This window comes from Rossellomorea sp. DA94, assembly GCF_029834455.1.
GTDB classification, from domain to species: domain Bacteria; phylum Bacillota; class Bacilli; order Bacillales; family Bacillaceae_B; genus Rossellomorea; species Rossellomorea vietnamensis.
The window spans coordinates 3,316,931-3,343,233 of sequence record NZ_CP122397.1; the positions used below are offsets into that span (position 1 = coordinate 3,316,931).

Below are 26,303 nucleotides of genomic sequence, written 5' to 3' on the forward strand. Positions count from 1 at the left end.
CCTCATATCTTGTCCCCGAATCCCATATAGTTATCGTAAAGACACGTAATAGATGGAGATGATGAAATGGCGGAAGCTTTCTTTCCGGAATTATTCAAAAGCTTCTTTATCGCTATGGGGGTACTGCTCGGCGGTTCACTGCTCGGCGGACTGGCCTCGTTTGCCATGGGGCAGCCCCTGTTCATTGAAATGAGACGACTATCCGATTTCCTGCGGATCTGGGCCATCATCGCAGCGATCGGCGGTACATTCGATACAGTGTACAGCTTTGAAAAAGGTTTCCTGAACGGGGAAACAAAAGAACTCTTCAAACAATTCCTGTGGATCCTGTCTGCACTTGGAGGAGCCAACACGGCTGCCATGATCATCACGTGGCTCACCCAGGAACATATGCCGTCATGAGGATCCCCCCTTTCTACCGACTCCCCTCCTGGCAGCGGTTCTTCGCCGGAATGGTCGTGGGGGGCATCATCAGCTGGATGATCTTCCTCTTCATGTTCGGTACCATGCATGAAAAACAGGCTCTTAAAATAGAAGAACAAAAAAACGACATCAGCAAACTCAAGCATACACTGACCTACTTACAAGAAGAATACAAGCAACTGAATCAGGAAAACGAAAATGAACTGGTCATCCAGGAAGTCAAAATAAAGATCATCAACACGACCAAGACAAAAGTGGAGCTGCTGAGCATTCATCAAACCGAGGACAAACTGAGCGAAGATTTGCGGAGCCTTTTGACCAAGGATCTGGAAACGGTGTATGGGAATAAAGAGCTCATCAAGAAAATCATTGAGAATAAAACCGTCAAGCTGAATGATAAGAATTTCCGGCTGAAAGTGAAAGAAATGTACTTTTATACAACTACGCAAATTACGTTGGAGTTGAAGTATGAGGATGATTAGACTTGTTGGGTGAACCTGTCGGGTGGCGGGTTCTTTTTTGTGCATTTATAGAGATTTGGGTTCATTCCGTCTTGCTGAGGGGCTTTTGGATGGGCTTCATCCTTCCTTCGTGTGGTGATTGCGTCATTTTCCAAAGTGATTGCGTCATAATTAAATTTATTGCGTCATTACTTAGATAATTGTGTCAAAAGTGACCTCGATTGCGCCATTTCCGTTGACAATTGCATATTTTTACATAATTATCCAAAACCCAACACATATTCAACCTTCATTGTATACTAGAATGAATCACTCAAAAAAATTCCATTATTCATGAGAATCATTTCCCCATCCATTCGTTGTACATAGTGTAAAGGCCTTTCAATCATATAAGGAGCGAATGAAATGAAAAGTTCACCGACCAATTTCATCAAAAGGTTAAAAAAGAAAAAAGAGGATGCATTGGAGTATATCATTGATGCTTACATGCCGCTTGTGAAAACGATCGCTACAAAAATCCTACACAATCAAAATCGTCTGGACGTCGATGAATGTATCAATGATGTATTCCTGACCGTCTGGCAAAACGCACATCAGTTTAAAGGAGAGCCTGAAGACTTCAGGAAGTGGATTGGAATGATCACAAAATACAAGGCAATCGACCGATACCGTCAGGCTGAAAAACGGAACGCCCGAGAACATCAGGACGAATCTCTCTTTGAAAAATCAAGTACTCCCGGGACAGATATATCCATATTGCGACGGGAAGAAAAAAATGAATTACTAGCAGCGATCAGTCACTTGGAAGAGCTGGACCGTGACATCTTCATAATGAAGTATTACCTGGACTTAACCAATATAGAAATTGCTGATCAATTAACCCTTTCGAAAGCGGCGGTGGATAACCGCTTGTATCGCGGGAAGAAAAAATTAGCGTCAAATGTAACATTAAAGGAGCGACTGGTATGAGCATGAAGGAATGGATGGAATTAGATATCGACTCACTTGAACTAGAAAAAGTGACCGAATTGGAAAAAAAGCGCGTTAAACAACATGTTCTAAATAAACGGAAAAAGACAAACATTTGGAGGAATCTGGCCGTCGCATCCGTTATGCTGATCGGCGTCTCCACAGCGGCAAGCTTTGCGTATCCCTCTTTTGCCACACAGCTCCCATTCATGGACGATGTCATACGCTATTTTACTGATGAGCCATACAAAGAGTTTGAAGACTACTCGACTGATATCGGTCTTACCCAGACAAGCAATGGTGTGACCATCTTGATTGATAACGCTGTTTATGACGGCACGAATATTAAAATATCCTATGCCATCGAAACGGACAAAGATTTCGGTGAAGACATCCACAGCGGTGGACAATGGTTTGACATCAAGGGTGCGAATGGAAGCGGCGGGAGCAGTCAACTCACCAAAATCAGCCCAACCCGCTATGTCGGACTATCCTCCATCACCCCGAGCTTTAAAGGCGGGGACTTTCCGGAAAAGGTGGAAATCACGTGGGAACCAGAGACTCTTTATAGCACGACCAATGATACAGAAGTTAAAGGTGACTGGTCATTCGCCTTCTCATTAAAACGGCTGGAAGGCGACCTGCAGCTTACCAATGAAACGGTTCAGAGTAAAGATGTAACCTTCACGTTGAAATCTATTGAGTTTACCGATGTATCAACCGTCATTGCTTATAAGCAAGTGGCAGCGGACGACCTTCTCGAGGAGTGGCCGGAGGTATCACCTATCTTCAAAGTGACGGATGACCTGGGTCATGTATATATGGACGGAACGGGCGGTGGCGGTTTTTCAACCGATAACGGAAAAACATACGAAGGGACAACGGAGTTTGGAACCATCCAGAAAGAAGCCAGCCAACTCATCATCGAACCCATTGAAATTGCCAGTCTCGGGTCGGGGAAAGGTCATACAGAAATTGAACTTGAACCGATCGTCATTGATTTAGAAAAATAATTCCCATTCCCCAATTGGAGTTGAACGACTTTAATAGGGGAATTAATTCTCTATAAAAGTGTGATCTTACCAGATGGTCACACTTTCTATTTACAATCTGACTAAAGCCTTTCCAGCACACACCTAAACCGCTCCACCCCAGGATATTTCTCACCCAAATTCGTAATCTCAAACCCAAGTTTCTTATAAAACAATACTGCATCCCGATCTGTTTCAGCAGTAATTCTAGTGCAATTGGCGATGTGATCGATCATCTTATGACCTAGCCCCTTACCCCGGTGATTAGGCATCACGGCTATATGCTTTATTTCACACTCTCCCTCATCCAGGAATTCAACTCCTATACATCCGATCATTTCATCTCCAGCCGTAAACCCATATAATTTCCGTTCGGTGGAATGGATGTACAGATCATATTCCTCTTCCACTTTTTCTACAGAAGTTGCAAAGGATAATAATTTTCTAATATCCGGGTGAATGGACTTCGTTGTGATTTCTTCCATAAGCGTCCCTCATTTCCAACCCGGTATCATCTATACCCCTTCATCCCATTCTCAAATGCTACCGGATCATCATTCTCAATACCATGAAGTGCTTCCTGCAACGCAAATGTACCACGGTAAAAATTCATTCTGTCGAAAATTCGATCCCCGTTCGGATACATTTCCAGACACCTGCGGACGAAGCATTCACCGTAACTGGATAATAATCCGGCAAAGTCATAAGCAGGGTCCCCCACTTCGGCTTCTCCAAAGTCGATAATCCCGGAGACTTCATGACGTTCTGGATCCCACAGGATATTGGATGCCCCAAAGTCACCGTGAGTGAGGGCCGGTTGGAAATCCAGAAGTTCATTCTTTGATAAAAACGAATCGAAATGGTGGCTGACTTCCACCTTTGCTCGTTCATTCATATGGGGAAAAAGTTTCTCCTTGAACCGATCGTATAGGTCTTCAATCGAACGTCGTATCTCTCCTATACTCTTTTTCTCGATGCTCATAGATTCCAAAGAATGTGAGTGAAAAGCAGTCAAAAAATCCACCAATTGGGAAGCGATTTTTTTACGATGCTCTTTATTTTCTATAAATACGCCTGGCCACAGTGGACTGCCTTTAACCAGCTTATATCCTGTAAATACCATTCCCACTTCCTCTGGTTCCAAGGATTGATAAATAGGATAAGGTACCGCTAATGGAATGTTCCCCTTTATCCCTTCCAACACACTCGTTTCTTTCTTCAATTTACTGATTCCTTCCACATACTTCGGGAATCTGAAAACAAGAGAGTCATTAATTATAAGGACATCATTATTCTGACCGATTTCATTCATTTCGCTGTGGGTGATCGTTAACTCCGGGTACACCTCTCTTATTCTTTTTTCATAAGCTGAAACCATATTTGCTCCCCCTACTTCTTTTCATTCAAAAACCATTCATACTCATCCCTAAACCGGTCTGCTTCCTCAAGGAACGGGTAATGATTACTCCTCTCGAAGATGACCAGTCTCGAATCCGGTATCCTTTCACCCCTTTTCCACTTTTAAAAAAGGCTTCCCGAAATGGGAAACCTGATGATTCACGATTCTTTAAACCGGACGCTTAAAGGTTTGTTCAAATTCTTCAACCTGGGATTCACCCAGAAGTACAGAGCAAAAGCCAGGTAACCGACCCCTGATAATACTAATAGGAATCTTCCCGAAGTGAACTCTCCGATCACACCGCCGAGCAGAAACCCTAAAGGACTCAGTGACCCGAGTAGCGACGAAATGAAGGCAAAACCGATTCCTATATATCCTTTTGGAAGATTGACCTGAATCAACGTTTGTACATAAATCCCGATGATGCCGATCCCCATCCATGATAAAGAAAACAATAGATAAGGCATGATCGACAAGTCCTTCAGGGTAAACGCCAGCATCCAACACAAGCCGGACCAAAGCGACAGTAGCGGTAGAATACGATTTAGCGCTATTTTCTCTACCTTACTGGATAAGGCGGTCCCTGTCAGAGTGCCTAATGACATGGACGTCAACCAGAATCCGTATTCCGCAGAAGAATCCGAAATGACCGGAAGCATAGCCATCCCCATCGTCGCCATCACATTCATGACGATGATGCCGAATACCATGGTTAGAAGCGTCTGACGTTTTCTCACCACCAGAAATCCCTCTTTGAAATCTTCCTTGTACTGCCTGATAAAGTGAACGGTTCGTACTTCCGTTTCCTTTTTCGACCTCGGGACGCTTAAATAGAATAAAAACAGCATTCCTGTCCCGATCAATAAAACGCTATTCGTCACATAAATCAAACCCAACCCAACAAATGTGATCAAGATCCCCGATACAGCATCACATATGATATCGAGTGTTTGATAAGAAAAGGCGAAAATCGAGTTTACTTTTGTAAGCTGTTCACGGGGAGTCAGGCTCTCAATGAGGGCACTTTCAGTAGGGTACGTGCATTCCGATAACGAAAGGGCCACAAACATCAATGTGAATAACAGTGGCATCCATAAGAGATTCGTATAATACAAGACAGAAATGGCGCTGACCAGCACCCCCTGCCCGAGCATGGCGACATAAAGAATCTTCTTCTTTGAAAATCGGTCAATGATGGGACCGTATAGAAATTGAATGGTGACGGGCAGAATGGCCACTGCACTTGTCAAGCCGATTAACAAAGGAGAAGACGTCGTCGTTTTCACGTACCAGATCGTCGCAATCATGTAAAAGCTGTCAGCAAAATTGGTGATGATCCTGCCTGTCAACAGAATCATTAATGGTTTATTCATATATGAAAATCCTCCTTTAATCATCAGCAAATAACACGTGGTCATTCGCTAACCTTAAGGCGGTTTCCACACAATGAATGAGTTCTAATGATCGAATGGATTTTGAAAGCGTATGAGAATCATAGACTCTTTCCTTTCTGATACTAGTATTGGTAATTATTTCATAAATTTTCCGAATCTTCAACCTTAAAAAATAAACACCCCTGCATGCAGATCGGCTTTTCTGCAAGCAGGGATGTTTGACTTTAGTGTGTTAAATCATTGGACAACTGATCAGAGGCAAGCCCCATCAATCTTCTCCCTATCATCCAAATGGCAAAGCTCGTCACCCACAGAATCAACGCAGATCCCAGGCCGACAACAGACATGTAGGCATTGAGCTGATGACCACTCAATGACATTATCTCAGGTACGAAAAGCCAGGTGACAATAGGAACCACACATAGTAAAAGACCGGTGTAATAATAAATCCTAACCCGGAATAGCCGGGCCAACGGCAGAAAATGAAGTCCGACGATGATGGCAATGACGATTGGGATATTTTCTGTGTGTCCAAAAGCATTGCACACTGCAATGGCAATCCCGATCGCTATCCCCTCCCCGGCGAAAATGATGTTAAACCACATCCTCATTTTCCTTCCATCATTCCCGCTGTGGATGGAGGTCCCTTGGGGAAACCCATTCGACGCCGAAATCAATGAGAAGCCCCCGATGACTAACACCATTCCGATTGCTAAAGCAGCGATTAACAACCACGGGCTTCCCCAACCTTGCAGCCCCATGACACCTGTATACGACCACAAGGTACCGAAAAACGCCATGAATAAAACACCAGAAGCCGTCCCATGCAAATCCCCTTTCGTAACTGTATGTACCATCAAGTACACTCCTTCTCGAGTTTCATTGAAAGTTCAATCATTAATCATATCTATTCCGTTATCGTCTGAATATCACTTGCCCTGACCCTGCCGGGAGAACCTTCCTCCAACACCTCATCGACTTTCATGACAATTTTGTCTCCCTTTGAAAATTCTTCGGCGTCTTCCGTTTCTACATACAAAAGGGTAATATTCATATTCGCTAAATCTTCCCCTTTTACCTTTTCCAGAGATACTAAATCGGCGGCGGTCAAATCTTCTCCAATCAGAATCTGATTTTCCTTCACCTCCAAGATGTAACCGTAGACGACATTTTCACTGGTTTTTGTGGGATGTTTGGATGCATAAATAATGTACTCAGCAATATCAGTGAAGGGTTTAGAGCTTTCATAAGAACCGCAGGCATTCCAGTTAAGCGTTCGGCCCCCTCCATTTATCTTCACTTTCATCAGATAGTTGTCCGCTTGTTTTCCTTTAGGGCACTCATCACTCGTAGGCTTGGAGTCTAGATAATTCGCCAACACCAACTGCTTATAGACCTCCTGCTTATCCTCATCATTCACTTGAATCGTTTGTTTTTCTCCTTCTTTGGGACCGTACCTTAACTCCACTTCAAAAACATCCTGGCGATTGACGTCATAAGAAGTCTCGAGAACACCCCAGGTTTCACCCGTAACACCCTCACAACCTGTCAGATAATAAGACAGATTGGTAGGATTCTCTTCCCGTTTCAGCTTTCCGCATTGAAAGGACTCCACCTCGCCATCGCCATATTGGTCTCTAGTGTAATCGAATGTCACATCGATTTGTTTCCCATCGTAAGCTAAATCCGTGAGTATGGGATCTCCCTCGATTGTGTAGGATACAACTCTCAAATCTCCTTTTTTCTGCTTCTTTACCTGCTGAAAATAGTTCTCCATTTTATCCAATCCTGAAATCCCACCATGCATGTTCACTACATCCGCATTCAGTTCAGAATCGTTTTCTTCAGTAAGTTTTGCGGTAGGTTCTGCGGTCTGATTGGATTCATTGCATGCTGTGAGAAAGACCAAGATGATGGCAAGTACCCATAACCATTTTGAATGTTGCATTGAATCCCTCCTATATTTTCTAATATTGACTTACATACAGTTTCCTGCTTTAAACGGTTTGCTATTAAACAAAAAACTGAGACATCCAGGCAATATAATATGAACCCGGGATAAAGATCAGTTGAGCGAGCAGAGTCCCGAACAGCCTGGAGATGACCATCATGATAGAAAGGCCTTTTAGCTCTTGGTAATTCCCCTTCCCATTTGCCACATCGTCGGCCAGAACGGAAATCTTAGGATCAATAAATAGTGTCAATAAAATCGTTGCAATGCCATTGATCAAGCCTGAAGCCATAGTCGCACTGCCTGATCTATCTGGTACGATGAGCGCAGCATAAAGCGCTGAAAGAACGCCAATCGTGTACACTGCTGTAATGACCATATTGATGAAAAACAACCTTTTTGGAATGGCTCTGAAATTGATTCCCGTCAAATATCTTCTACCTGGTTTAGCAAAATGGTTCATTCCTCTTTTATATAGATCATTCTTAAACCCAAGCTTGATTAACCTTGGCACAGAACCTCCCTGCTCTGATAGGTGGATAATCCCCCTTGAAAACAAAGCAACAAACGTAGGCAATAACACGATTCCAAGGAGAGTACCTAAAGTCGAGGCACCGATCAGCACCCTGAACTGCTCTTCCACCACTTCTAATTTTCGGCCCTCAGGTGCAGCATCAGTGAGTCCTCCTGTAAAAGGCTGCTGCATCATATTTGACATCCGTGACACAATGACCATCATATTAAACAGGGAAAGACCTGACGCAATCAACTTCACCCTTGCCCCGGATAACCTGACCGCATAAGCAAGTGTTTCAATGCTATGTATGATTAAAATGAATAATGCAATAAAGAGTACTGGTAACGATAAAAATTCCACGATGACAACTCCCTTTTTTATCCAATCCTATTATAGCATTTTAAAAAAGGAACATTTCGTATTTTTGAAATGTTCCTTTAAATTTACTTTCTATAGGCTTCATACCAATGCCATTATAAATACTATGTTTTTAATACTACTGGGGAATTTCCGATAAAACCAGATGAATTCAGAAGAAAGCTCACTTTACATATGAACAACAAAAGCCACAAGTCATTGAATTCAATGACTTGTGGCTTCAAGTAGATCACTCATTCCTGAACTGCTGGAAAATAAGGAACCACTTCCTCCCCAAGCTCCTGTATGACCTCATCAGCAGGTCGCTGACTGTCAAAGAGGGCAAAGAAGAGATGATTGACTCCGGCCTGTTTGTAGATATTCAGTAATTCAATCAGATAGTTTCGGCCGATTCTAAATCCAAGGCGGATCGGTCTTGGGATTTCATTCGGATCTTCGGCAAGGTCAAGATGCATCGGCTGGCTGAATGGCTTGAAGACGCCGGGATGGTACTCTGCTACCAGGCTTCTCCAGCGCTGGATCGTCACTTCCTGATCATGTGGACTGCGTGGATAGTACATCCAACCATCCCCATGTTCAGCAAACCACTGCATGTCCTGCTGTGCATACCCTGTGATAAAGGTAGGTATGCGCGTGATCGGTTTTGGCACAAGGTTAGCTCCACGGATATTTCCTCTGGACGACTCTATATGAGGGAACTCCTTGTACAGGGCTTCCTTCAGATAATGATAAGCTTCCACGAACGCTTCTCCCCGGTCAGGATGGGATGCCCCTAGTGCGGCAAAGTCTGCCCGGCGGTCCCCGGATGAGACTCCAAGAAGGACCCTGCCCGGAAACAGCTGATCAATCGTGGCGATCTCCTTTGCCACCCGAAGCGGATGACGAAGCGGCAGTACCGCAGCAGCCGTTCCAAGGGCAATATCCTTGGTCTGTCCGGCAAGGTAGGTCAAGTAAATCATCATATCATAGATCTGGCCGACGGCAGGATCTCCGAAGTTCGGATCCTCGAGGAGAACATCCCTTAACCACAGGCTCGTGAAACCAAGTTTCTCTGACAATTGGGCAAGTTCCGCCTGCTTCTCCATCGTCGGGGTGTCGAAATGATAATTTTCAAGGGGGATGTGAAGGCCCAGCGTCAATTCTCCCTCTTTGTACATGCGGTTATAAGCTTTGTGATGTGCAAATGGATTCATCTTTCCCTCTCCCTTTCTTCATCTGACGGGAGGCGGCGAAAAGTGCCGCCCCAGTCATGATGGTTATGACAATTCTCTTTTCAATTGCAATGCGTTTCTGCCGTTGAGCCACTCGTTCCTTCCATATTTCAACCATTCTAGGCTGACTTTCGTTCGATACCGCTGAGCCACGCTGTTAACAGAACCGCTCCTGCCACCATGATGGCACCGATCCAAGGCGTATGAATCAAGCCTATTCCATCAACGATAAGTCCACCGACGAAGGAACCGATGGCAATCCCGACGTTGAATGCGGCGATGTTCAGTGCAGATGCCACATTGACCGCTGAAGGGACATATTTTTCAGCCAGGTTCACCACAAGGATCTGCAGCCCCGGCACGTTCATGAATGCGAATAATCCCATTAGGAAGATTGCGATGAGACCCGCCACTTTAAATGGTGCTGCGAATGTAAGAGCTACTAGAATGATGGCTTGCATAACAAACATCCAGAATAATGCTTTTAACGGGCTCTTGTCAGATGCTTTCCCTCCAACGACATTTCCGATCGCAACGGCAATTCCGTATACAAGAAGGATGATACTCACCCATTTCGCGCTGAATCCTGTTACGTCTTGCAATAAAGGTGTTAAATAAGTGAACGCGACGAACGTTCCGCCATACCCAAGGGCTGTAATGGCAAAGGCTAATAACAATCGACCGTTTGTTAGAATCTTCAATTGTTCACTGAACTTGGCTGGTGGTGCTTCTTTCAAATTTTTCGGTACAAGAATGGAACTGGCAATGATTCCGACAATACCAAGAAGTGCAACTCCCCAGAATGTGGCTCTCCATCCAAATGCCTGCCCGATGAATGTTCCAAGTGGTACTCCTGTAACGGTCGCCACCGTCAATCCTGTGAACATAAAGGCAATGGCACTGGCCCGCTTATGGGCAGGCACAAGATCGGCCGCAATCGTCGATCCGATCGAGAAGAAAATCCCGTGTGAAAATGCCGTGATAAAACGGGCTACAAGCAATAGTCCAAAACTTGTGGACATGGCCGCAACCGAGTTACCTACGATGAATAAGAGCATCAAGGACATAAGCAGCGATTTTCGACTCATCTTACTTGTTAATGCGGTTAATACCGGTGCCCCAATGGCGACTCCAATGGCATAACCTGAAATCAATAACCCTGCGAGTGTGATCGATATCGATAAATCATCGGCAATCGATGATAATAATCCAACGGGAACAAACTCTGTCGTTCCTATTCCAAAGGCACTGATGGCAAGGGCAAGTAACGCCGGCGTGCCGCCTTTCGTTTTTGACTGATGTATAGTAGCTGAAGTTGAACTCATAACGTAACTTCCTCCTTAAAGTTTAAATGAAATGAGAAACGAAGGCGCCTTCCGTTTCTCTGTACACACATTATGTTAATGGGTACAACTATTTATGAGAAGTACGCACTTTAAAGTCATGTAGGTACTTTTTTGTAACCTAGGGACTCCTAAGTGCCTATATACCTTTCAAACCTCTTCAATGAAAATAGGCAGGTACTGTTTGAAAAGCTAAAATGAATTATGAAGGATAGCTAACTTTTTGGGAAGAACGCACTTTGAAGTGGCATAGGCACCTGGAAGTACCCTACGAGCATGAAAGATAAGCTCTTCCCTAGTCAAAAACCAAACAACTGGTTACACTAAAAGAGACTGATGTTAAAGAGGAGAGTACATAATGAAAGCACTTGTATTTGAAAAGTTCGGCGGACCGGATGTCTTGCATTACCGTGAGATTGAAGATGCCACCATAGGAACGGATGAAATCTTATTAGAAATGAAGGCAATCGGCCTGAATTTCGCTGATGTATATAGAAGAAAAGGAAATTATCACTTAGCAGGAGAGCCACCATATATTTGTGGGTATGAAGGAGTAGGCGTCGTCAAAGAGATTGGGGCCAACGTGCAAGGAATGGCTGTTGGGGACCGCATCGCGTTTGCCGATGTACCTTATGCGAATGCGGAACTTGTGGCCGTGCCAAAGGATAAAGCCATCCCATTGCCAGATGAAATATCGTATGAAACGGCTGCATCCCTTTTGTTACAAGGACTTACAGCTCATTACTTAACGAAAGACAGCTATAGTATCAAGAGTGGGGATACCGTTTTAGTCCATGCTGCAGCCGGCGGAGTAGGACAACTCCTCGTTCAAATCATTAAGATATTAGGTGGCACAGTCATCGGATTAACGTCTTCGGAAGAAAAAAGGCAGGCGGCGCTTGCGGTTGGGGCCGATCACATGTTTTTATACAGTGAAGACTGGAAACAACAAGTCCAGGATGTGACAGGTGGTAACGGCGTGGACGTCGTTTATGAATCAGTTGGTTCAACGTTGATGGACAGTTTTGAAGCCACTCGCATCGGAGGGACGGTCGTCTTCTTCGGTATGGCGGGAGGCGATCCTGTTTCAGTTGATCCCCGGATGCTGATGGACACGTCGAAAACCCTGACCGGCGGCGATTTATGGAATGTATTGACTTCTCACGAAGAACGGGTGAAACGCTCACATGAGTTATTCGGCTGGATTCAGGAAGGAAAATTGAAGGTTTCTGAACCAACGGTCTTTCCTTTAAGCGAAGGCGCAAAAGCTCATGAGTATTTAGAAAGCAGGAAAAGCACAGGGAAGATTTTATTGATTCCTTAAATAAATTGAAAGAGACCCTTTCCAACTCGGAAGGGTCTCTTCTTATAAATCCTGCGTCAACCGAATCATATCCCTGCACTGAATTCCATTTTCATAAATTTCTTCAGGATAATGTCTGACGAAGAAGTCCAAATCCACCCCGACGATCCTGAAACCACATTTTTGATAAAGGGCCAATTGGCCGACGCCTGAATTCCCGGTCCCGACTTCAATGGTCTTGTAGCCTTTCCCTTTGGCCACCTTTACGGCATCCATCACTAGCTGTTTACCGATCCCTCTCCCATGCAGTAGTTCTGCCACCGCCACGTTCACTAGCTCGATTGTTTCCGGTCTTGTTGGCAGTAAGACGTATACGCCAACGATTTTCTTTTCGAGCTCCGCTACAAAGCATTCTCCTCTGGTGGTATAGTCCTTCACAATTGTCTCTGAAGGATCTGCCAGAAGAAGTAGCTCCATAGGAAGTTCTTCATCCTTGTTTCGTTTTCTGATGATCATTGTCTACCTCCACTGAATCCCTAAAGATTTTCAAGCATAACTTATTCTGAACAACACATTAAGAAAAAAATATTCATCTAGGCATATCACCTTTACTAACCTAAAAATAATAGTATACTGAAATTATTCTTCATCTTGAAGATAGTGGTTTAAGGCAGGACCCCTTATTGTAAATCGAAAAATTCCTTATTTGTAGCGGCTTACCAGTGTTGTTGGTAAGCTATTTTTTTGTTCTCTAAAACAGAAAGAATGCCACATAACTTCTGCCGTTTTTCATAGACTTTTTATTCCAACTCTTTCTTCTTCTGATCAGATTCCTGAATAAATCTTATAAGAAACGCAGTTCCTGCGCAGTTTAGGATAATACTCGCACTAAGGATGACAGCCCACAACGGGGTTGGTAGCGGGAGAATAAATGATAATAATAAGAGTAAAACTCCTGCTAATACAAATACGATACCTTTTGTTACATGATTCATGAATCTTCCTCCAGGAAAAAATAATATACTAAACTTACATTTGTTGTTTAATCAATCGAATACATTCCTCAGCCGATGACTTCGATGTATCCACTGTTACATCATAATTCATACCTTTGTGCACGATGGTAGCCTGTGATACAGCCATCCCTTCGATGCGATCTCCTCTTTCTTTCTCACGGGCAGCCGCTACGCTCGAATCACAGAAGACGCCAACCCACAGCACCTGCAGTCCTTCCAAGGCAGTCTCCCATTTTTGACGACCTTCCAACCCACTAAGAAAAACATCGTCGATGATGATTTTGGCCCCTCTTCTTGCCATCTCTCCAATACCGTGCATCCATGCCGCTTCCAGTTCCCGAAATTCCGTACCTGGGCTTACCGACCCGTCTTCATTCAATTTAATTCCGCTGTCTTTCTTGAGCATGGCATCAGGCATAGACTCAATCAGGTCATCTATGCTGAATCTCAGCCATGGCTCTGAAAATGAATGTTGGAGGCAATTTGCGAGCGTCGTTTTGCCGGAGCTTGAGCCTCCGTTTAGGATGATGATGCTGGTCATGGGGATCCCCCCTTTCTGTATTCCGAGCTAGAGACAAATACTTCTCATTCAATTGAAACATTTTCCATTGGTGTGCGTAAAGATCAATATGGAATTTTAACGGTTAAAGTCTAATTGTAGCGCTCATCAGTTTCGTACATTGAGTTAGACATGAAGCGAAGATGTTGATTCTATCAGTGCCCCATTAGACTGCCGGTTAGATCCGATTCAGGTAAAAAGAGGTGTTATGCATTCTTCGCATAACACCTCTTCGTCCTAAATCTTAGTACTCCTCATTCACAACCGAAAATTCATCAATCACATCACCATCAGATGTGCGGGTCGTAAATGTGATGGTATCCTTCTCTACCTTCGCACTCATATAGACGGCGATGTTTTCCATATTGACGTATTCAAATTTCTCGTCTGCCACTGCATCATAGTGCTTTCTGCCGGTGGTGCCTGCCACTACATAGACGGTTCCATTTTCATCTTCTTTGCCATCTTTAAGTTTCTTCGTCCGACCGTATGCATGGTCGTGTCCGGAGAAGACGATGTCGATTCCGAGTTCATCGGCCACTGGAGGCAGCTTTTCCTTCATGATTTCGTTTCCTCCAAATGGATTGGTGTAGTAAGGAGGTTTATGGGTCACAAGGATTTTCCATGGTTTATCTGAGCTCTTCATGTCTTTCTTCAGCCATTCAAGTTGTTGATCCAGTACTCCGGTGTCACTGGTAAACCCAAGCACACTGATGTGCATGTTTTGGTATTCAACCGAATACGTACCGCCTTTGTCTGTATCAGGACCATTGTCTGGTGAGCCAAGAATCGCTTTGGCCAGACTCGCGTCATTGTCTCCCATGTATTCATGATTCCCGAGAGCCGCGATGAGATTTGTGGTTCGGATGTTTTCATACTGGCTCATGATCCCTAATGTATCATCCCATTGATTGAATTTAGACGCTTCATCTATGATGTCGCCGACGTGGATCATGAACGCAGGGTCCTGGTCGTTAACCTTCGATAGGATTTGATCAAACAAGCTCAAGTCCGACGGCGATTGTGTGTCACCGAGCACGGCAAATTCGAAGGAATGGCTTCGTTTTAATGTGGTGAATTCCTCCAGGTCACTCCAGGTTTCTCCGTTTCCTACCCGGTACACATATGTCGTGTCCTGTTTGAGTTTTTCCAGTGTGACCTGGTTGACCCTTACGATACCATTCTTCGTAATGTCCAGTTCTCCGCTGAACACTTCATCGCTCCATGTGCCGTTTTCCGTTTTTAGGCTCTTGTTGCCCTTTTTGTCGTAATCCTTTTTCCTGGCATATTGGATGATAGGAGCTTCTTCTTTGCCCAGAGGACTGGACATCCAAGTGAACGTCTTGTCTTTATAAGGATCATCTGTTGTTGGCGAGATGATATTTTTCAGCTCTGCTTCTTCCACGAGTGCCGGATAGGATTGTGTATCAAGCTTGAATGAATAGTGACCGTCCTTTACAGAGTAAAGGGTGATGTCACTTATATCATTTGTAATGGAATCCACAACGAGTGATCCGTCTTCCCCCGTTTTCCCAAGCGAGAGAGGCTCATCTCCGGTAGAGGCGAAGATTTCTGCCCCGCTTACAGGATTCCCCTCCTGATCCATTACCTTCATCGTTGTAGGTTTACCTAATAATATTGGATCTGCTTCCACTTCTAACGCTGCGTCCACTTCAACACTTAAAGGCTTCATTGAATAGGTGGAGATGAACGTCTCTTCAACAGGCTTAGCGTAGACGATTTCACCTTTTGTCATTTTTACTTTCAGTTTGCTGCCTTCAGCTGTTGATGGTGGAATGGTCATGTGAATTTTTGCTGCATCGGCTGTATTTTCCGATTCCCCACTGTTCACCAGATCGATGGTAAGGAGTCCCGATTCACTGTCATAGTTGGATGTACTTCCTGTGAATCCTTCTCCGAAAGTAACGTCAGCCACTGGGAACGTTTTATCCACTTGCAGTGTCAGCGTAGATTCAGAGATATCAGCTGGATTGGTCGCTTTTACCGTCAGTTCGAATGCATCCCCTAAGAGTGCTTTTTCTTGATCCTGCATGATCTCAATCTTGGCAGCTCCAGTATTCACGGTAAAGTAGCCCGTCTTCACCGACTGGTTCCCGAATTTATCAGGCACCATCAGGGTATATTGATGGGTACCATCTGCCCACTGTAATCCGCTCAGGGACACAGAGCCGTCCATGTCATAAGAGAAATGGCCCTCTCTCTTCGAGTAATCCTTACCATCCACAAACCATTTAATTCTATCCCAATCGATTCCTGTTTTGAATGGATCATCTTCATACTCATGCACGTTTGCTTTTAAATTCACTGAGCTCGTTGTATATTCCTTCTCTTCTGCATTAACGGACTCGATAACCGGTGGATATAAATCATCGACTTTTTCTCCGTAAACCGCACGGATATTATCCACATAAAGAGATCCTTTTGTCATAGGGCCTGTTATGCCGGACTTCGTGGACATCATTCGGATTGTCTGCGTGCCTGATAGTTTAAAAGGCCCTGTAAAAGAGTCCGGGATATCGGCTTCGATGTATTTCCATCCGGTCCAATCGATCCCCGGCTTCTCGCCGGTCAGGTTAATCGTTTGATTCTTATTGTTCCCATCCACAATCATCATTCTAAGCCAGTACCCCTTGGCTTCAGGTGTTCCATACACCCACATTCCAATGCTCTGTGGATCTCCTTCAATCTCCGTATTCACTCCCGGCCCGGCATACACTCCAAGGGTGGTTCCGGTTTGAGCATCGGTGAAATCAAAGTCAAGGCTTAAGGAATGATCCCCAAATCGGACTGGACCAGGATAGGTTGATTGATTCAATGTCCCTTTCTCTCCCCGGTTCGCCGTAGCTGTTTTCCACGTTCCTAAATCGCTCTCAAAGTCAAACAACACTTTTGGAAGAGTTCCTACTGAAATTTTCACCTGAGCTGTCAGGTCGGTATTTTTCAGTCGGGCTGTAATCGTCCCTTTTACACTTTTATCATTTGTATGAAGCACACCTTCCTCATCAATCGTACCCAGTCCTTCCGGAATCTCAAATTCAATGTCCTCAAGGTTCCAATCGACTACCCGCTTTTCAAATGTGGTGATCAGTCCCAATGGAATCTCACTGTTTCTGGCTGCTGTCAATTCCGGTGAAGAAAAAGTAATGGCATCAGGTGTCTCAATTTCGATGATGCTTTTACCGACCTCTTTCCCTTGATGCTTCAACACGACGTGCAACTGACCTGTTGTTCCGTTTGATTGGAAGACCCCATTTTCATCAATGGTCCCAAATGACGGATCTGATAGTTCCCACGTCAACTCAGAGTCTGGCAGAGGAGCAGAGGCCATCGCCATATCTCTGCCTTTTGCACTGAATTGGACGGTAGATCCAGGCGTAAAGGATGTATCATAAGGGGAGACGTAGGCTGAATCAAAGAGATGATCCGAAGGCTCCTTTGACACTATCAGCCATGAGTTGGCCACACTTCTCTCACCGCGGTCAGAAGGCATATTATCAACCTCGAGATCATCCCCTCCGAGTGTACGGGTGGTAAAAGTAGAAGATCCGCCACCATCCAGGTTAAGGGCCGAAACCGCCCCTAAATCAATCATCAGTTGAGCTAGATCAGGCATGGAGATGCCGCTTGAATACGGCTCCTGCCTGCCGTCAATCACTGCGAAGAATACATCTCCATCAGACTTGATTCCGACAGCTGTCCGAGGCTCTTTATCCGCTCCCGTTTGGGGAGTTTGGTAGACTTGACCGTTCTTGACGAGAATCGCATTCCCACCGAGGGCTTCCTGCAAATCATCCTTGACCCCATCATACTCGGCCGTGCTTCCGATGACAGCTTCACCGGACTTTTTCACACCAAAGAATCCCCACCCCTGACGAAGCTGAGCTTTGATAGCATTTCCATCCTTGAACACAATCCCTGTGGGTTCCCCTGTCGCCATGTTATAGAAATCGGCATTCACGGCAGCCACCACTTTATGGTTCTCCCCATCGGCGGCACTTGCCTGCTGCCTGACAGGCTGCAGTCCAAACGCCGTCCCGTCATTCGGAGTTCCCGCTTCAATCGTGACACTCGGATTCTGTACATCCACATCAACTACGAAACTCTCAATTTTCTTACCATCACTGCTTTCAAAGCTGTAATGCTTCTCCATGATACCTGGGGCAAGATCAGCACGGTACTCATTAATAGGAACCTGCACTACTGAGGAATCAAGATCAAACTCACCCAAAGCTTCTGCAAAATTCGGTAAAACCATGCTTCCAGCGACTGCAATGGATAACACTACTGGCCAAGCCTTCTTCTTCAAACTCCTCATCAATATACCTCCCAATCTCGTATTCGCTAAAATCCATCAGCATTAGACACGTTTATCATAACGGAAAATGTTTAATGAAAAGTAAATTATTTGTAATTTTTCGACAATGAAATAAAAAGGGGAAATAGGGCCCATTACTTTCATAACAATAGAAAAGAAGCTGAAAATCCTTTTTACGATTTTCAGCTTCATAAAATTGAAACATTTCCCATATCTATCCGTAAAGATAAATAAGGGGGAGTTTAATATGAAGAAACTTGCTGTAAAATTATTTTTGTTAGCCTCAGTCATGATCTTAGCAACAGCTTGCAACATATCCAAAGAAAGTGATAAGAATATAGAAACTATCCGGACCATTATCAAAAACGAATTCACCGGACCAAATGAAGAACTCACGGCGGCTTTTAAACAAGATGGCGTCTTCCCACCTGAGCTGAAGGAGTATGTAGAAAAGAACTATGAGCCTCTTTTAATGGATTGGGAAGACATGGTGAATAAGAATCTTATCTTGTTTTATCAGCGCGTTTCTTTTGAAAATGGCTATCTGATGAAGCCAACAAATATTGAAATTATTAAGGATTCAGACCTTGCTTATGATTGTAAGGTGGATGTGGAATACAGTAAGAATGGTGAATCGAGCATGGCAATCGTCGCGGCAAGAATAAATTTAAATGAAGACGGGAAGATTGTCTCCATTCGAAATATGGATGTTGGTGGATTACTGGAAAAAATGAATCAGTAAACTCTCTTGGATATCTCCATGGGAACTTCTAATCAAAGAAGTTCCCATTTGTTTATTTAATAAAATCATTAGAACCTGCTAAATTAATATCTTTCCACCTTCAATACATCCTCAGAAGGAGTCAGATACTCTTTTCCATCCATTGTAAAATCAGCTTTATGACGCTTTATTTCCGCATACTGCACCACTCTACCTTCATGGAGAAAAACGAATAAGTAGATTTCATCCCTGTTGCTGATGTTGCTGGGGTCATCGTATTCAATCCCGAGCTTTCTTTCTATACTCATTTGAGGAGTATAGGGTGGAAACAAATACGCTTTGTCCCACTTGAAGTCTGCTATGGAGTGAATCTCGATTTCCTTGTTTTGTTGATTTTTCACCGTGGAAGATAGATCGTTCTCGAATGTTTCATTACGCTCGACATCATTGATACTACAGCCAGTAATCACCAATGCCAAGAAGAAAGTGAGATACTTCAACAGATTCATGCAGAAGGTCCACCCCCACCACCTGTTTGATTATTCGCATTCGAAGCTTGTTGGGAATGCTGTGCTGACTTTTGATAAGCTTCGTCTCTGTGATTTGAGGAATTCTTTTTAATGCTGTTTCCATAAAACTTCATTTTCCTTGAACCGATGAAAATACGGATGGCAAAATATAAGACGACGATTCCTAGAAAGATCAAGAAATACATGCTTCCACACCTCCAGAATTTGGTTTATATTCACTGTAACATATATGGTTTATACGTTTTCTTCTTTATGAGAGTTTACATGTTTCAAATACTCGATCTTCCCCAAGTCCTTATGATTATTCTGGTCTGCCCGGTAGCTATCCTTGGAGGAAGCTTCATACACACGTAAGTACTGTTCCGGATTTAACAAATAATAGGTCACCTCTCCCTTTCGATGAATCTCTAAATCTTCCATCCGAACTCCAGCAAATTCCGGCAGGGTATCGATGATCCCAAACTCCACGGATAGTCCATCTTTCGAAAATTCATGTTCATGCAAATCGATCAGCGCATAGCCCATGGAATTCATGTGCTCTACAATTTCACTCCAGTTATGTATGGATGTTTCTGCAGGGACTTCCCATCCCCGCTTATCACCAGGCACATGGATGTCCAGATCCTGTGCGTCCCAGCTTCTGCCGGTGACCACTTCCAATCCCACCGAACCCATTAGCAGTGGCGTAATTCCAATCCCATTTAGTTTCCTGGCAATCTCAATAAATTCATAAAACTTTTGGCTCATAGACAAATTCCTCCCAGAGAATACTCATCCGCAGTCGATCGACAAACTCACCGTTTCTCAATCGATCCTGTCTTAAAATGCCTTCTTCCACATATCCCATTTTTCTGTACGATTTAATGGCTTTCTCATTATCTATCTCTACCCTGAGCCAAATCTTGTTCAACCCGAGTTCCTTGAAACCCCATTGAAGCATCTCGCGCATGGCTGCTAACCCGTAGCCTTTTCCCCAGTATGTTTTATCCCCAATCGCGATTCCAAGTTCTGCATGTTTATTTAACCGGTCAATATTTTTCAAATCGATCCAGCCGATGTGTTTGCCTTCTCCCGTCATGATCGCCTTTTGTTCATATCCATTCGTTTTGCTGATGCACATGTCGATCCAGGCACGGGTTTCTTCCAGGCTGAAGGGAGGATATTTTTCTGGCATGTTTAAGTGTTTGGTCACTTCTTGGTCCAGGCACCAATGATAGCGGTCTTCTGCATCGTCAAGCGTCAATTCCCTTAGTGTCACGTATGCGGTTGTTTTCATAGTCATGATTCCTTTCAAACTTGTATGCTTTTATAATGCTCTAATATCTCGGTTAGAATTGCTTTGTTGTAGCTCGTTTTCCCATGAATCCTTTCAGCCCATTCAGACACCGTCTCAAGCTTCGAATCTTTTATTAATCCTTCTGTCGTACTCAGAAAGCTCTCCCAATTATAAAACTCCCAATGCGCCGTTTCGGATTGATACGGTATTCTGCACTCAAGTAATGGATGGTTCTTTATCATATGTTGAGAATGCTCAGCAGCCTTTAAGAATGTATCCATCTCAATACGTTCAGTCTGGAAAACTTGTTTCGATACTTTTCCATTCGGTCTATGATAGAGGATTTCAGTACATGATGGATGAGCTTGAACCTGCACCTTTGCAGCAGGAAAAAAACCATCTAATTTTTCGTTGGTATAATCGGGACTTTGAGTATCTATTAATATCGGATTCAACCATTGATCGCCAAGGTCACAAAGGAATCGTTCCCCTTTTTCATTCAGAGCAATGACGGCCGCATGAGCCTCTTCCGAATTCAAATTATGACCGACGGGATACGCCTCGACGCCATCTCTTTTAAATTCATCCAGTAACCAGAGTCCGAGATCGAAACAATTCCCCGACATGCAGAATTGTTCCCGATGTTCACGCATAAGGGAGACATCCCGCTGCTTCTTTACACTCCCCTGATGATAAAACCAGACTTTCGTTAACGTTTCCATGGGAAAATCATTAAATTTTGTCCATGTTTTCAATATGCTTTCTGAAGCGTTCATACTTGCACCTTCTTTACTTGATCTATGTATGGCATAATATAGCTTTTATATTCATCCGTTAATCCACCCGGCAGTTCATACAGTTTGAAAAATTGGACTTCAACCGATTCGGTTTCATCGATGTCCATTTTTCCCCTCACATCCTTTGTGACATAAACAGCCGTGACGGAATATAGTTCATCCCCATTCGATACTTTGAAATAATAGTCCTTACCGGAGAAGATATTTACAAGGGTCAGTTCCCCAATCTCAAGACCGGTTTCTTCCTTCACTTCTCTCCTTGCCGTCTCCTCTAAACTTTCACCCAGTTCCATCAATCCTCCCGGAAGCCCCCAGCCACCGTCTGTCCGGTGTTGGAGAAGGACTTCCTGTTGGTCGTTTAAGATGATGACGACAGCCCCGGGGAGAATGAGGGGTCTGGTGCCAACGAGTTTACGCAGATCTTTGACGTAGTTCATTATTTTCCTCCTTGTGCCATGTACCATAACGATCATTCAACCTGATTCAAGAACATCACCCTTTATGTCTTGCTTCTTCAGTCTTAATACTTCTGATTTTCGAAACAATAAAATTCATCAGAAACCCAACTACTATATAAACCAGTAAAAGTACATCTTTCGCTTCTTTCCAGATGAATCTTGTCGCAACAAACAGGGCAAGCGATCCCAGCACGGCTGTCAACCACAACCCCACTTGAAACGTTTTCTCTGACATAGAATCCATCCTTTTTTAATTTTTTTCTAGAGTAAATGTTTCCTCTTGATCATCCCACTTCACCGTTACCTTAACCTCAGTATCTTCACTCATTTTGGGATTCGTGGGATTTGATTCACTGCTGTGCCGGATGACTCCATTTTCTTCAAGGGGCTCTCCTTTTCTTCCATATTCGCCACGTCCTTTGACCGTATAGGCAACGTCACCAACAGAATCAACGTTATCCCCTTTGTACTTCAAGACAAAATCCTGTTTTTCAAAATCACTGGACTGGTTGACGTTTAGGTCAGCATGCCAGTGATCGGATTCACCCGAGAAGGAGAAATCTTTGGTGTTGCAGGCAGTTAACAGAAGAATCGTTCCTATTAGTATGACGAATTTTCTAAACATAGGGATACACTCCTAACATTTGATTAATGCGTCTACAGTTCTTAAAATGAATTCGAATTTCGAATGATCTCACCATCAAGATTCACACTATATTGAGCAATCGAATTCGTCACCTCATCTTCTCTCTTAAACCAATCTTTATAATTTAATGTAATCTCCCAAGCCTTAGAAGAGCTGCTAAAATTGGTTTCTTTAGAAAGGAGTTCCACATCGTTTAGATTGATTTTTTTGACGGCAGTTTCATTGTGTTCCTTTACATCCTTTTCAAATTGTTCCATTGCAATGTTCTCCGCTTCCTCGCTGCTGATTCCATCATTTCCACAGCCGAACAGGGGGGAAAGGACAACTAGAATATTAATAATAAAAATGCTTATTTTTTTCAAATGAAGTTCCCCCCCTGATACAATAGCTTTATTACTGACAATTCCAATTATTCCAGTTTACTGACAACAACTCAATATATAGTGATAAAAAAGAAGCTTATCATTTGAAATTGATAAGCTTCCCGCCTCACACGTGATGAATGTCTCTTGTTTCTTCAATCTGTTCAAGATGCCCTTTAGCATGACCTGCCACCATTTTGATCATTCTCCTGACGGTCAGTTCACCCTGGTCTTCCGTTTGAATTTTTCTATCGAGGGAATCTGGTAAGCTCTCACAAAGATTGAGTACGTGTTCCCGTATCAATTTAAAAAGGGATACCTCGGTTTCGATTGATCGACCTTTGTAATTCGTTCCCGTTTCCCATAGATTGGGGTCGTAAGGATTATTCTTATAATTTCTACCGTCTTCAGCTAGCGCAAACTTAATACGATGGAACATAGTCAAGTCCGAATCAATGAAATGCAGCACAGTTTGCCGAATGGACCATTTCCCTTCAGCTCTAACCAAGTCCAAATCATCGTTCGATAACCCCTTTAGCACGGTATCGATTCGATCAATCCCGCGTTTATAAAGTGATAGTATCTCTTCGTCTGACATAAACAACTCTTCCCAATGTGAAACGATATAGCCATCCGGATCCTTTACCATGATTAATTGACCAAACCCAGGATCTACTTCCAGTTCAAAATCAACTTGTTCTTCCTCAAACTTTCGCTTTAGTTTTTCAATTTTCTCTCCCATAATATAAAACCGCTGACCGGGATCAGGTTTGACAAAAGCGACATCGGTATACTCCTTGAAATCCTCTTGGTTTCCTTCCGTGAATAAAACAGCCCCGCCACTAGGAAGCTTCCATTGTGCAATCGTATCTTTTCTCCACTCCTCACTCCAACCAAGCAAATGACGATAGAATGAAAGAGATCGTTCAAGATCATCCACCGTTAAAACCAATCTAGGCTTTGCACTTTGCATATCTTCACCCCTAAGAAAAAATTGGTATCCTAACTAACCCTGGTACCTTGATGAAACACCATTTGCCACCTTTCATCTGCCCATTTCCAAATCGAACTTCTTAACTATATGTAGTCAATACGATTTCATCAGATAATGGATGGACTTCAAAGTGATCCATTGTCATCTTCACTTCACCAATACCTTCTTCGCTGATCTCCTCATTTTGATAAAGAAACTTACCCGAACTCCCAATCTCAAAAAATCCTTCTGCTAGAATCCGGGTGAGCTCTGTTTTGGATGAACGAATTTCTGGTTTTAATAGATTTGATTCCAGCTGATGTAGTTTCTTTTTTATGTCTTCATTTATCACTCTCCATTCCTCCTTTCGACTTCCCTAATTGAATCTCATACTTATCTAATATCTTCTTAATAACGTCATAATCCGAAATAACCATGTTATAGATCCATCTATAATGATCTTTCTTCAAAAAATCCACTACTTCTTCGTATTCGCTCTTCTCCAACAATACAGAAATTGCATCAAGCTCGAGCCAATTGATGATGATGTGAAGATATGTAGAAAACTCATCCCTTGCACCATTAGGGTAGCCTACCGGAACTGTAGGATAGATGATTTTCAATTCTTGTACTGCGGCCTGCATTCTTGGAAAATGCTGAACGGCATACCAATGGATTTGTTCGTGTATAAATGTAGAAAGCAAAATATCTCCTGAATGTCTGGTATTTAAAGTTAATACCGGGTGGCTATGAGGATTTTCAGCTGATTCGTTAATGATTACAGCATCTGTAAAGAAATAATTCTTTATATTATACTTTCTTATTAAAAATTCCAATTCTGTTCTAACCCGAATCTCATTATCCATGCTGTTTTTAGCCGTTATTCGAATGCCCACTGAGCTATTCACCACTGCCACTCACCAAAATATCTCTTATTTCCACAATAGAAGAAACGATTGCATACGGAGTATAATCCGTTGGCTTTTCTTCCCCTCTGAAATTAACCCATATCGCTTCCATTCCTGCTTCCATGGGGCCAACTACATCATGCGTCCACGAGTCGCCTATGAATATCGTCTCTTCAGGTTTTTTATTAAATGCTTCTAGAGCAATAGTATAGATTCTAGAATCGGGCTTTCTAATACCTAATGGTTCTGCATGGATGATCTTATCTTGACTGAATATATCCCCTAACCCCATATTGATTATCTTTTGTTGAGGGTCATAAAGTCCGTTTGTAACAATTCCAACTTCAAATTGCTTATTCAGTTCATTCATTAAATGTAATACGGATTCATCGGCAGTAATAAAATTCATACTCCTGTTAACAAAGAGTGATACAAGCTGATCAATTTCTTCAATCTCTGCTTTCACTTCAAAGGAATCAAGAGCCCTCTTCCATCTTTCTCTTTTAAATTCAAATGTAGTTAGTTCACCACTTACAAGTTTATCGATTAGAGATCTTGGAGGTTGTTTTATTTTCTTCAAAAATTGTTGTTCATCCATTTCCTTTGTCAAAAGATGTTCGGCAAGCGTCTGAACCAGCCCATCGTCAAACCATGAGGAATTTTCAAGAAGCGTGTCATCCAGGTCAAATAAAAGAAGGCTATACTTTTTCATTGGCTTATCTGTCAGATTCATAGGAACCACTCCTTACGGATGTAACCGTCCCATCACCACAGTATCGTAGTAACGTCCATCCGATAATAATTTATCACTCTTCAATACTCCTTCAACTTCAAACCCGTTATTCTTATAGAGCATGATGGCTTTTTCATTGGTTTCGAGGACATTCAAAGTGATCTTCTTAATGCCGTTATCATCTGCCCAACGTGTGCTCTCTTTTAATAGATTTTTCCCGATGCCGTATCCCCAGAATTCCTTTAATACTCCTACACCAAACTCTACCTTGTGAGCAATCCGCTTTAATGATTTCCCTTCACATCTGGAGAAGCCGGCAATCCTTTCCCCCACTTCACAAACCAAAAAGAGATTCTGAGGACTCGCTGTATCTTCAATGATTATTTGTTTAAAACCCGCCTCATCTATGTACGCTTCACCTTTTTCCCTATCCATGTTTTCTGTCTCTCCATCGACCTGGAGCCTTACTTCTGACAGGTTCTGAGCATCTTCTTCTCTTGCTGACCTTATGATATAAGGTAGATTACGAATATGAAATTCTATTGGACGAATAATGATATCGATCCACTCCTTAAACTTGTGCTCAATATACTCTGAAACTATTATCC

At 43.2% G+C, this 26,303-nt stretch carries 32 protein-coding genes; 6 read left to right on the forward strand and 26 right to left on the reverse strand.

Features of this window, described 5'->3' with window-relative positions; translation table 11 throughout:
• The first annotated feature begins 66 nt into the window (after positions 1-66).
• The 4 genes from ytrH (at position 67) to P8596_RS17265 (ending at position 2,866) form a co-directional block, all read left to right on the forward strand.
• Complete coding sequence (gene ytrH / locus P8596_RS17250; protein WP_034756917.1) at positions 67-402, forward strand: sporulation membrane protein YtrH; 336 nt, start codon at positions 67-69, stop codon at positions 400-402.
• Positions 399-905: a sporulation membrane protein YtrI gene (gene ytrI / locus P8596_RS17255; protein WP_224519358.1), complete on the forward strand. Its 507-nt coding sequence runs from the start codon at positions 399-401 to the stop codon at positions 903-905. The genes ytrH and ytrI overlap by 4 nt, the downstream gene beginning before the upstream one ends.
• Positions 906-1,289: 384 nt before the next feature.
• Entirely contained in the window at positions 1,290-1,853 is a 564-nt protein-coding gene (locus tag P8596_RS17260) for a sigma-70 family RNA polymerase sigma factor (RefSeq protein ID WP_061809333.1), read from the forward strand.
• A complete protein-coding gene (locus tag P8596_RS17265) occupies positions 1,850-2,866 on the forward strand; it encodes a DUF4179 domain-containing protein (RefSeq protein WP_279724425.1) in 1,017 nt (338 codons plus the stop codon). The genes P8596_RS17260 and P8596_RS17265 overlap by 4 nt, the downstream gene beginning before the upstream one ends.
• A 101-nt stretch (positions 2,867-2,967) precedes the next feature.
• Here P8596_RS17265 and P8596_RS17270 read toward each other — a convergent pair whose 3' ends face one another.
• The 8 genes from P8596_RS17270 to P8596_RS17305 form a co-directional block, all read right to left on the reverse strand.
• On the reverse strand, positions 2,968-3,369 hold the full coding sequence (locus P8596_RS17270) for a GNAT family N-acetyltransferase (protein WP_279724426.1): 402 nt from the start codon (positions 3,367-3,369) through the stop codon (positions 2,968-2,970).
• A 26-nt stretch (positions 3,370-3,395) separates the two neighbouring features.
• On the reverse strand, positions 3,396-4,262 hold the full coding sequence (locus P8596_RS17275; RefSeq protein ID WP_279724427.1) for a phosphotransferase family protein: 867 nt from the start codon (positions 4,260-4,262) through the stop codon (positions 3,396-3,398).
• 179 nt (positions 4,263-4,441) lie between these two features.
• Positions 4,442-5,656: an MFS transporter gene (locus tag P8596_RS17280; protein ID WP_279724428.1), complete on the reverse strand. Its 1,215-nt coding sequence runs from the start codon at positions 5,654-5,656 to the stop codon at positions 4,442-4,444.
• A gap of 245 nt (positions 5,657-5,901) precedes the next feature.
• Entirely contained in the window at positions 5,902-6,534 is a 633-nt protein-coding gene (locus P8596_RS17285) for a hypothetical protein (protein WP_279724429.1), read from the reverse strand.
• A gap of 50 nt (positions 6,535-6,584) precedes the next feature.
• Positions 6,585-7,625 carry a DUF4362 domain-containing protein gene (locus tag P8596_RS17290; RefSeq protein ID WP_279724430.1) on the reverse strand — a complete coding sequence of 347 codons (1,041 nt, stop codon included), beginning with the start codon at positions 7,623-7,625 and terminating at the stop codon, positions 6,585-6,587.
• Between the two features lie 64 nt (positions 7,626-7,689).
• A complete protein-coding gene (locus P8596_RS17295; protein WP_079532800.1) occupies positions 7,690-8,505 on the reverse strand; it encodes a lipid II flippase Amj family protein in 816 nt (271 codons plus the stop codon).
• Positions 8,506-8,756: 251 nt separating this feature from the next.
• Positions 8,757-9,716: an LLM class oxidoreductase gene (locus P8596_RS17300; RefSeq protein WP_224519348.1), complete on the reverse strand. Its 960-nt coding sequence runs from the start codon at positions 9,714-9,716 to the stop codon at positions 8,757-8,759.
• A 137-nt stretch (positions 9,717-9,853) separates the two neighbouring features.
• The gene (locus P8596_RS17305; RefSeq protein WP_224519347.1) at positions 9,854-11,059 is read right to left on the reverse strand and encodes an MFS transporter; all 1,206 of its coding nucleotides are present in this window, start codon (positions 11,057-11,059) and stop codon (positions 9,854-9,856) included.
• A 376-nt stretch (positions 11,060-11,435) separates the two neighbouring features.
• On the opposite strand from P8596_RS17305, the gene P8596_RS17310 reads away from it, so the two are divergent.
• Positions 11,436-12,401: a quinone oxidoreductase family protein gene (locus tag P8596_RS17310; RefSeq protein ID WP_279724431.1), complete on the forward strand. Its 966-nt coding sequence runs from the start codon at positions 11,436-11,438 to the stop codon at positions 12,399-12,401.
• Positions 12,402-12,443: 42 nt separating this feature from the next.
• Here the strand turns inward: P8596_RS17310 and P8596_RS17315 are convergent, their stop codons facing one another.
• The 4 genes from P8596_RS17315 to P8596_RS17330 form a co-directional block, all read right to left on the reverse strand.
• Positions 12,444-12,896, reverse strand: a complete 453-nt coding sequence (locus P8596_RS17315) for a GNAT family N-acetyltransferase (protein WP_279724432.1) — start codon at positions 12,894-12,896, stop codon at positions 12,444-12,446.
• A gap of 284 nt (positions 12,897-13,180) precedes the next feature.
• Positions 13,181-13,375 carry a hypothetical protein gene (locus tag P8596_RS17320; RefSeq protein WP_279724433.1) on the reverse strand — a complete coding sequence of 65 codons (195 nt, stop codon included), beginning with the start codon at positions 13,373-13,375 and terminating at the stop codon, positions 13,181-13,183.
• A 34-nt stretch (positions 13,376-13,409) separates the two neighbouring features.
• Positions 13,410-13,937 (reverse strand): chloramphenicol phosphotransferase CPT family protein, encoded by a 528-nt coding sequence (locus tag P8596_RS17325; protein WP_279724434.1) that lies wholly within the window; start codon positions 13,935-13,937, stop codon positions 13,410-13,412.
• Positions 13,938-14,199: 262 nt separating this feature from the next.
• On the reverse strand, positions 14,200-18,291 hold the full coding sequence (locus tag P8596_RS17330) for a phosphodiester glycosidase family protein (RefSeq protein WP_279724435.1): 4,092 nt from the start codon (positions 18,289-18,291) through the stop codon (positions 14,200-14,202).
• Positions 18,292-18,538: 247 nt separating this feature from the next.
• Here P8596_RS17330 and P8596_RS17335 point away from each other — a divergent pair, with 247 nt between their 5' ends.
• Positions 18,539-19,033 (forward strand): hypothetical protein, encoded by a 495-nt coding sequence (locus P8596_RS17335; protein ID WP_279724436.1) that lies wholly within the window; start codon positions 18,539-18,541, stop codon positions 19,031-19,033.
• Between the two features lie 83 nt (positions 19,034-19,116).
• Here the strand turns inward: P8596_RS17335 and P8596_RS17340 are convergent, their stop codons facing one another.
• From P8596_RS17340 to P8596_RS17405, 14 genes are all read right to left on the reverse strand, one after another.
• Positions 19,117-19,521 carry a hypothetical protein gene (locus P8596_RS17340; RefSeq protein ID WP_279724437.1) on the reverse strand — a complete coding sequence of 135 codons (405 nt, stop codon included), beginning with the start codon at positions 19,519-19,521 and terminating at the stop codon, positions 19,117-19,119.
• On the reverse strand, positions 19,518-19,727 hold the full coding sequence (locus P8596_RS17345; protein WP_279724438.1) for a hypothetical protein: 210 nt from the start codon (positions 19,725-19,727) through the stop codon (positions 19,518-19,520). Before P8596_RS17345 ends, P8596_RS17340 begins: the two co-directional genes overlap by 4 nt.
• 49 nt (positions 19,728-19,776) lie before the next feature.
• On the reverse strand, positions 19,777-20,289 hold the full coding sequence (locus P8596_RS17350; RefSeq protein WP_279724439.1) for a phosphoribosylanthranilate isomerase: 513 nt from the start codon (positions 20,287-20,289) through the stop codon (positions 19,777-19,779).
• On the reverse strand, positions 20,270-20,818 hold the full coding sequence (locus P8596_RS17355) for a GNAT family N-acetyltransferase (protein ID WP_279724440.1): 549 nt from the start codon (positions 20,816-20,818) through the stop codon (positions 20,270-20,272). Before P8596_RS17355 ends, P8596_RS17350 begins: the two co-directional genes overlap by 20 nt.
• A 14-nt stretch (positions 20,819-20,832) precedes the next feature.
• Entirely contained in the window at positions 20,833-21,594 is a 762-nt protein-coding gene (locus tag P8596_RS17360; protein ID WP_279724441.1) for a hypothetical protein, read from the reverse strand.
• Positions 21,591-22,052: an NUDIX hydrolase gene (locus tag P8596_RS17365; RefSeq protein ID WP_279724442.1), complete on the reverse strand. Its 462-nt coding sequence runs from the start codon at positions 22,050-22,052 to the stop codon at positions 21,591-21,593. The genes P8596_RS17360 and P8596_RS17365 overlap by 4 nt, the downstream gene beginning before the upstream one ends.
• Before the next feature lie 55 nt (positions 22,053-22,107).
• Positions 22,108-22,308 carry a hypothetical protein gene (locus P8596_RS17370; RefSeq protein WP_279724443.1) on the reverse strand — a complete coding sequence of 67 codons (201 nt, stop codon included), beginning with the start codon at positions 22,306-22,308 and terminating at the stop codon, positions 22,108-22,110.
• Positions 22,309-22,323: 15 nt separating this feature from the next.
• The gene (locus tag P8596_RS17375) at positions 22,324-22,698 is read right to left on the reverse strand and encodes a hypothetical protein (RefSeq protein ID WP_279724444.1); all 375 of its coding nucleotides are present in this window, start codon (positions 22,696-22,698) and stop codon (positions 22,324-22,326) included.
• Between the two features lie 41 nt (positions 22,699-22,739).
• The gene (locus P8596_RS17380; protein ID WP_279724445.1) at positions 22,740-23,081 is read right to left on the reverse strand and encodes a hypothetical protein; all 342 of its coding nucleotides are present in this window, start codon (positions 23,079-23,081) and stop codon (positions 22,740-22,742) included.
• A 127-nt stretch (positions 23,082-23,208) separates the two neighbouring features.
• A complete protein-coding gene (locus tag P8596_RS17385) occupies positions 23,209-24,054 on the reverse strand; it encodes a DinB family protein (RefSeq protein ID WP_224519330.1) in 846 nt (281 codons plus the stop codon).
• A gap of 100 nt (positions 24,055-24,154) precedes the next feature.
• On the reverse strand, positions 24,155-24,406 hold the full coding sequence (locus P8596_RS17390; RefSeq protein ID WP_397545300.1) for a DUF4440 domain-containing protein: 252 nt from the start codon (positions 24,404-24,406) through the stop codon (positions 24,155-24,157).
• Positions 24,396-24,971, reverse strand: coding sequence for a hypothetical protein (locus P8596_RS17395; protein WP_224519329.1), 576 nt, complete (start codon positions 24,969-24,971; stop codon positions 24,396-24,398). The genes P8596_RS17390 and P8596_RS17395 overlap by 11 nt, the downstream gene beginning before the upstream one ends.
• Positions 24,955-25,695, reverse strand: a complete 741-nt coding sequence (locus P8596_RS17400) for an HAD family hydrolase (RefSeq protein ID WP_279724446.1) — start codon at positions 25,693-25,695, stop codon at positions 24,955-24,957. Before P8596_RS17400 ends, P8596_RS17395 begins: the two co-directional genes overlap by 17 nt.
• A gap of 12 nt (positions 25,696-25,707) precedes the next feature.
• Positions 25,708-26,253, reverse strand: coding sequence for a GNAT family N-acetyltransferase (locus P8596_RS17405; RefSeq protein ID WP_279727023.1), 546 nt, complete (start codon positions 26,251-26,253; stop codon positions 25,708-25,710).
• Positions 26,254-26,303 lie beyond the last annotated feature (50 nt).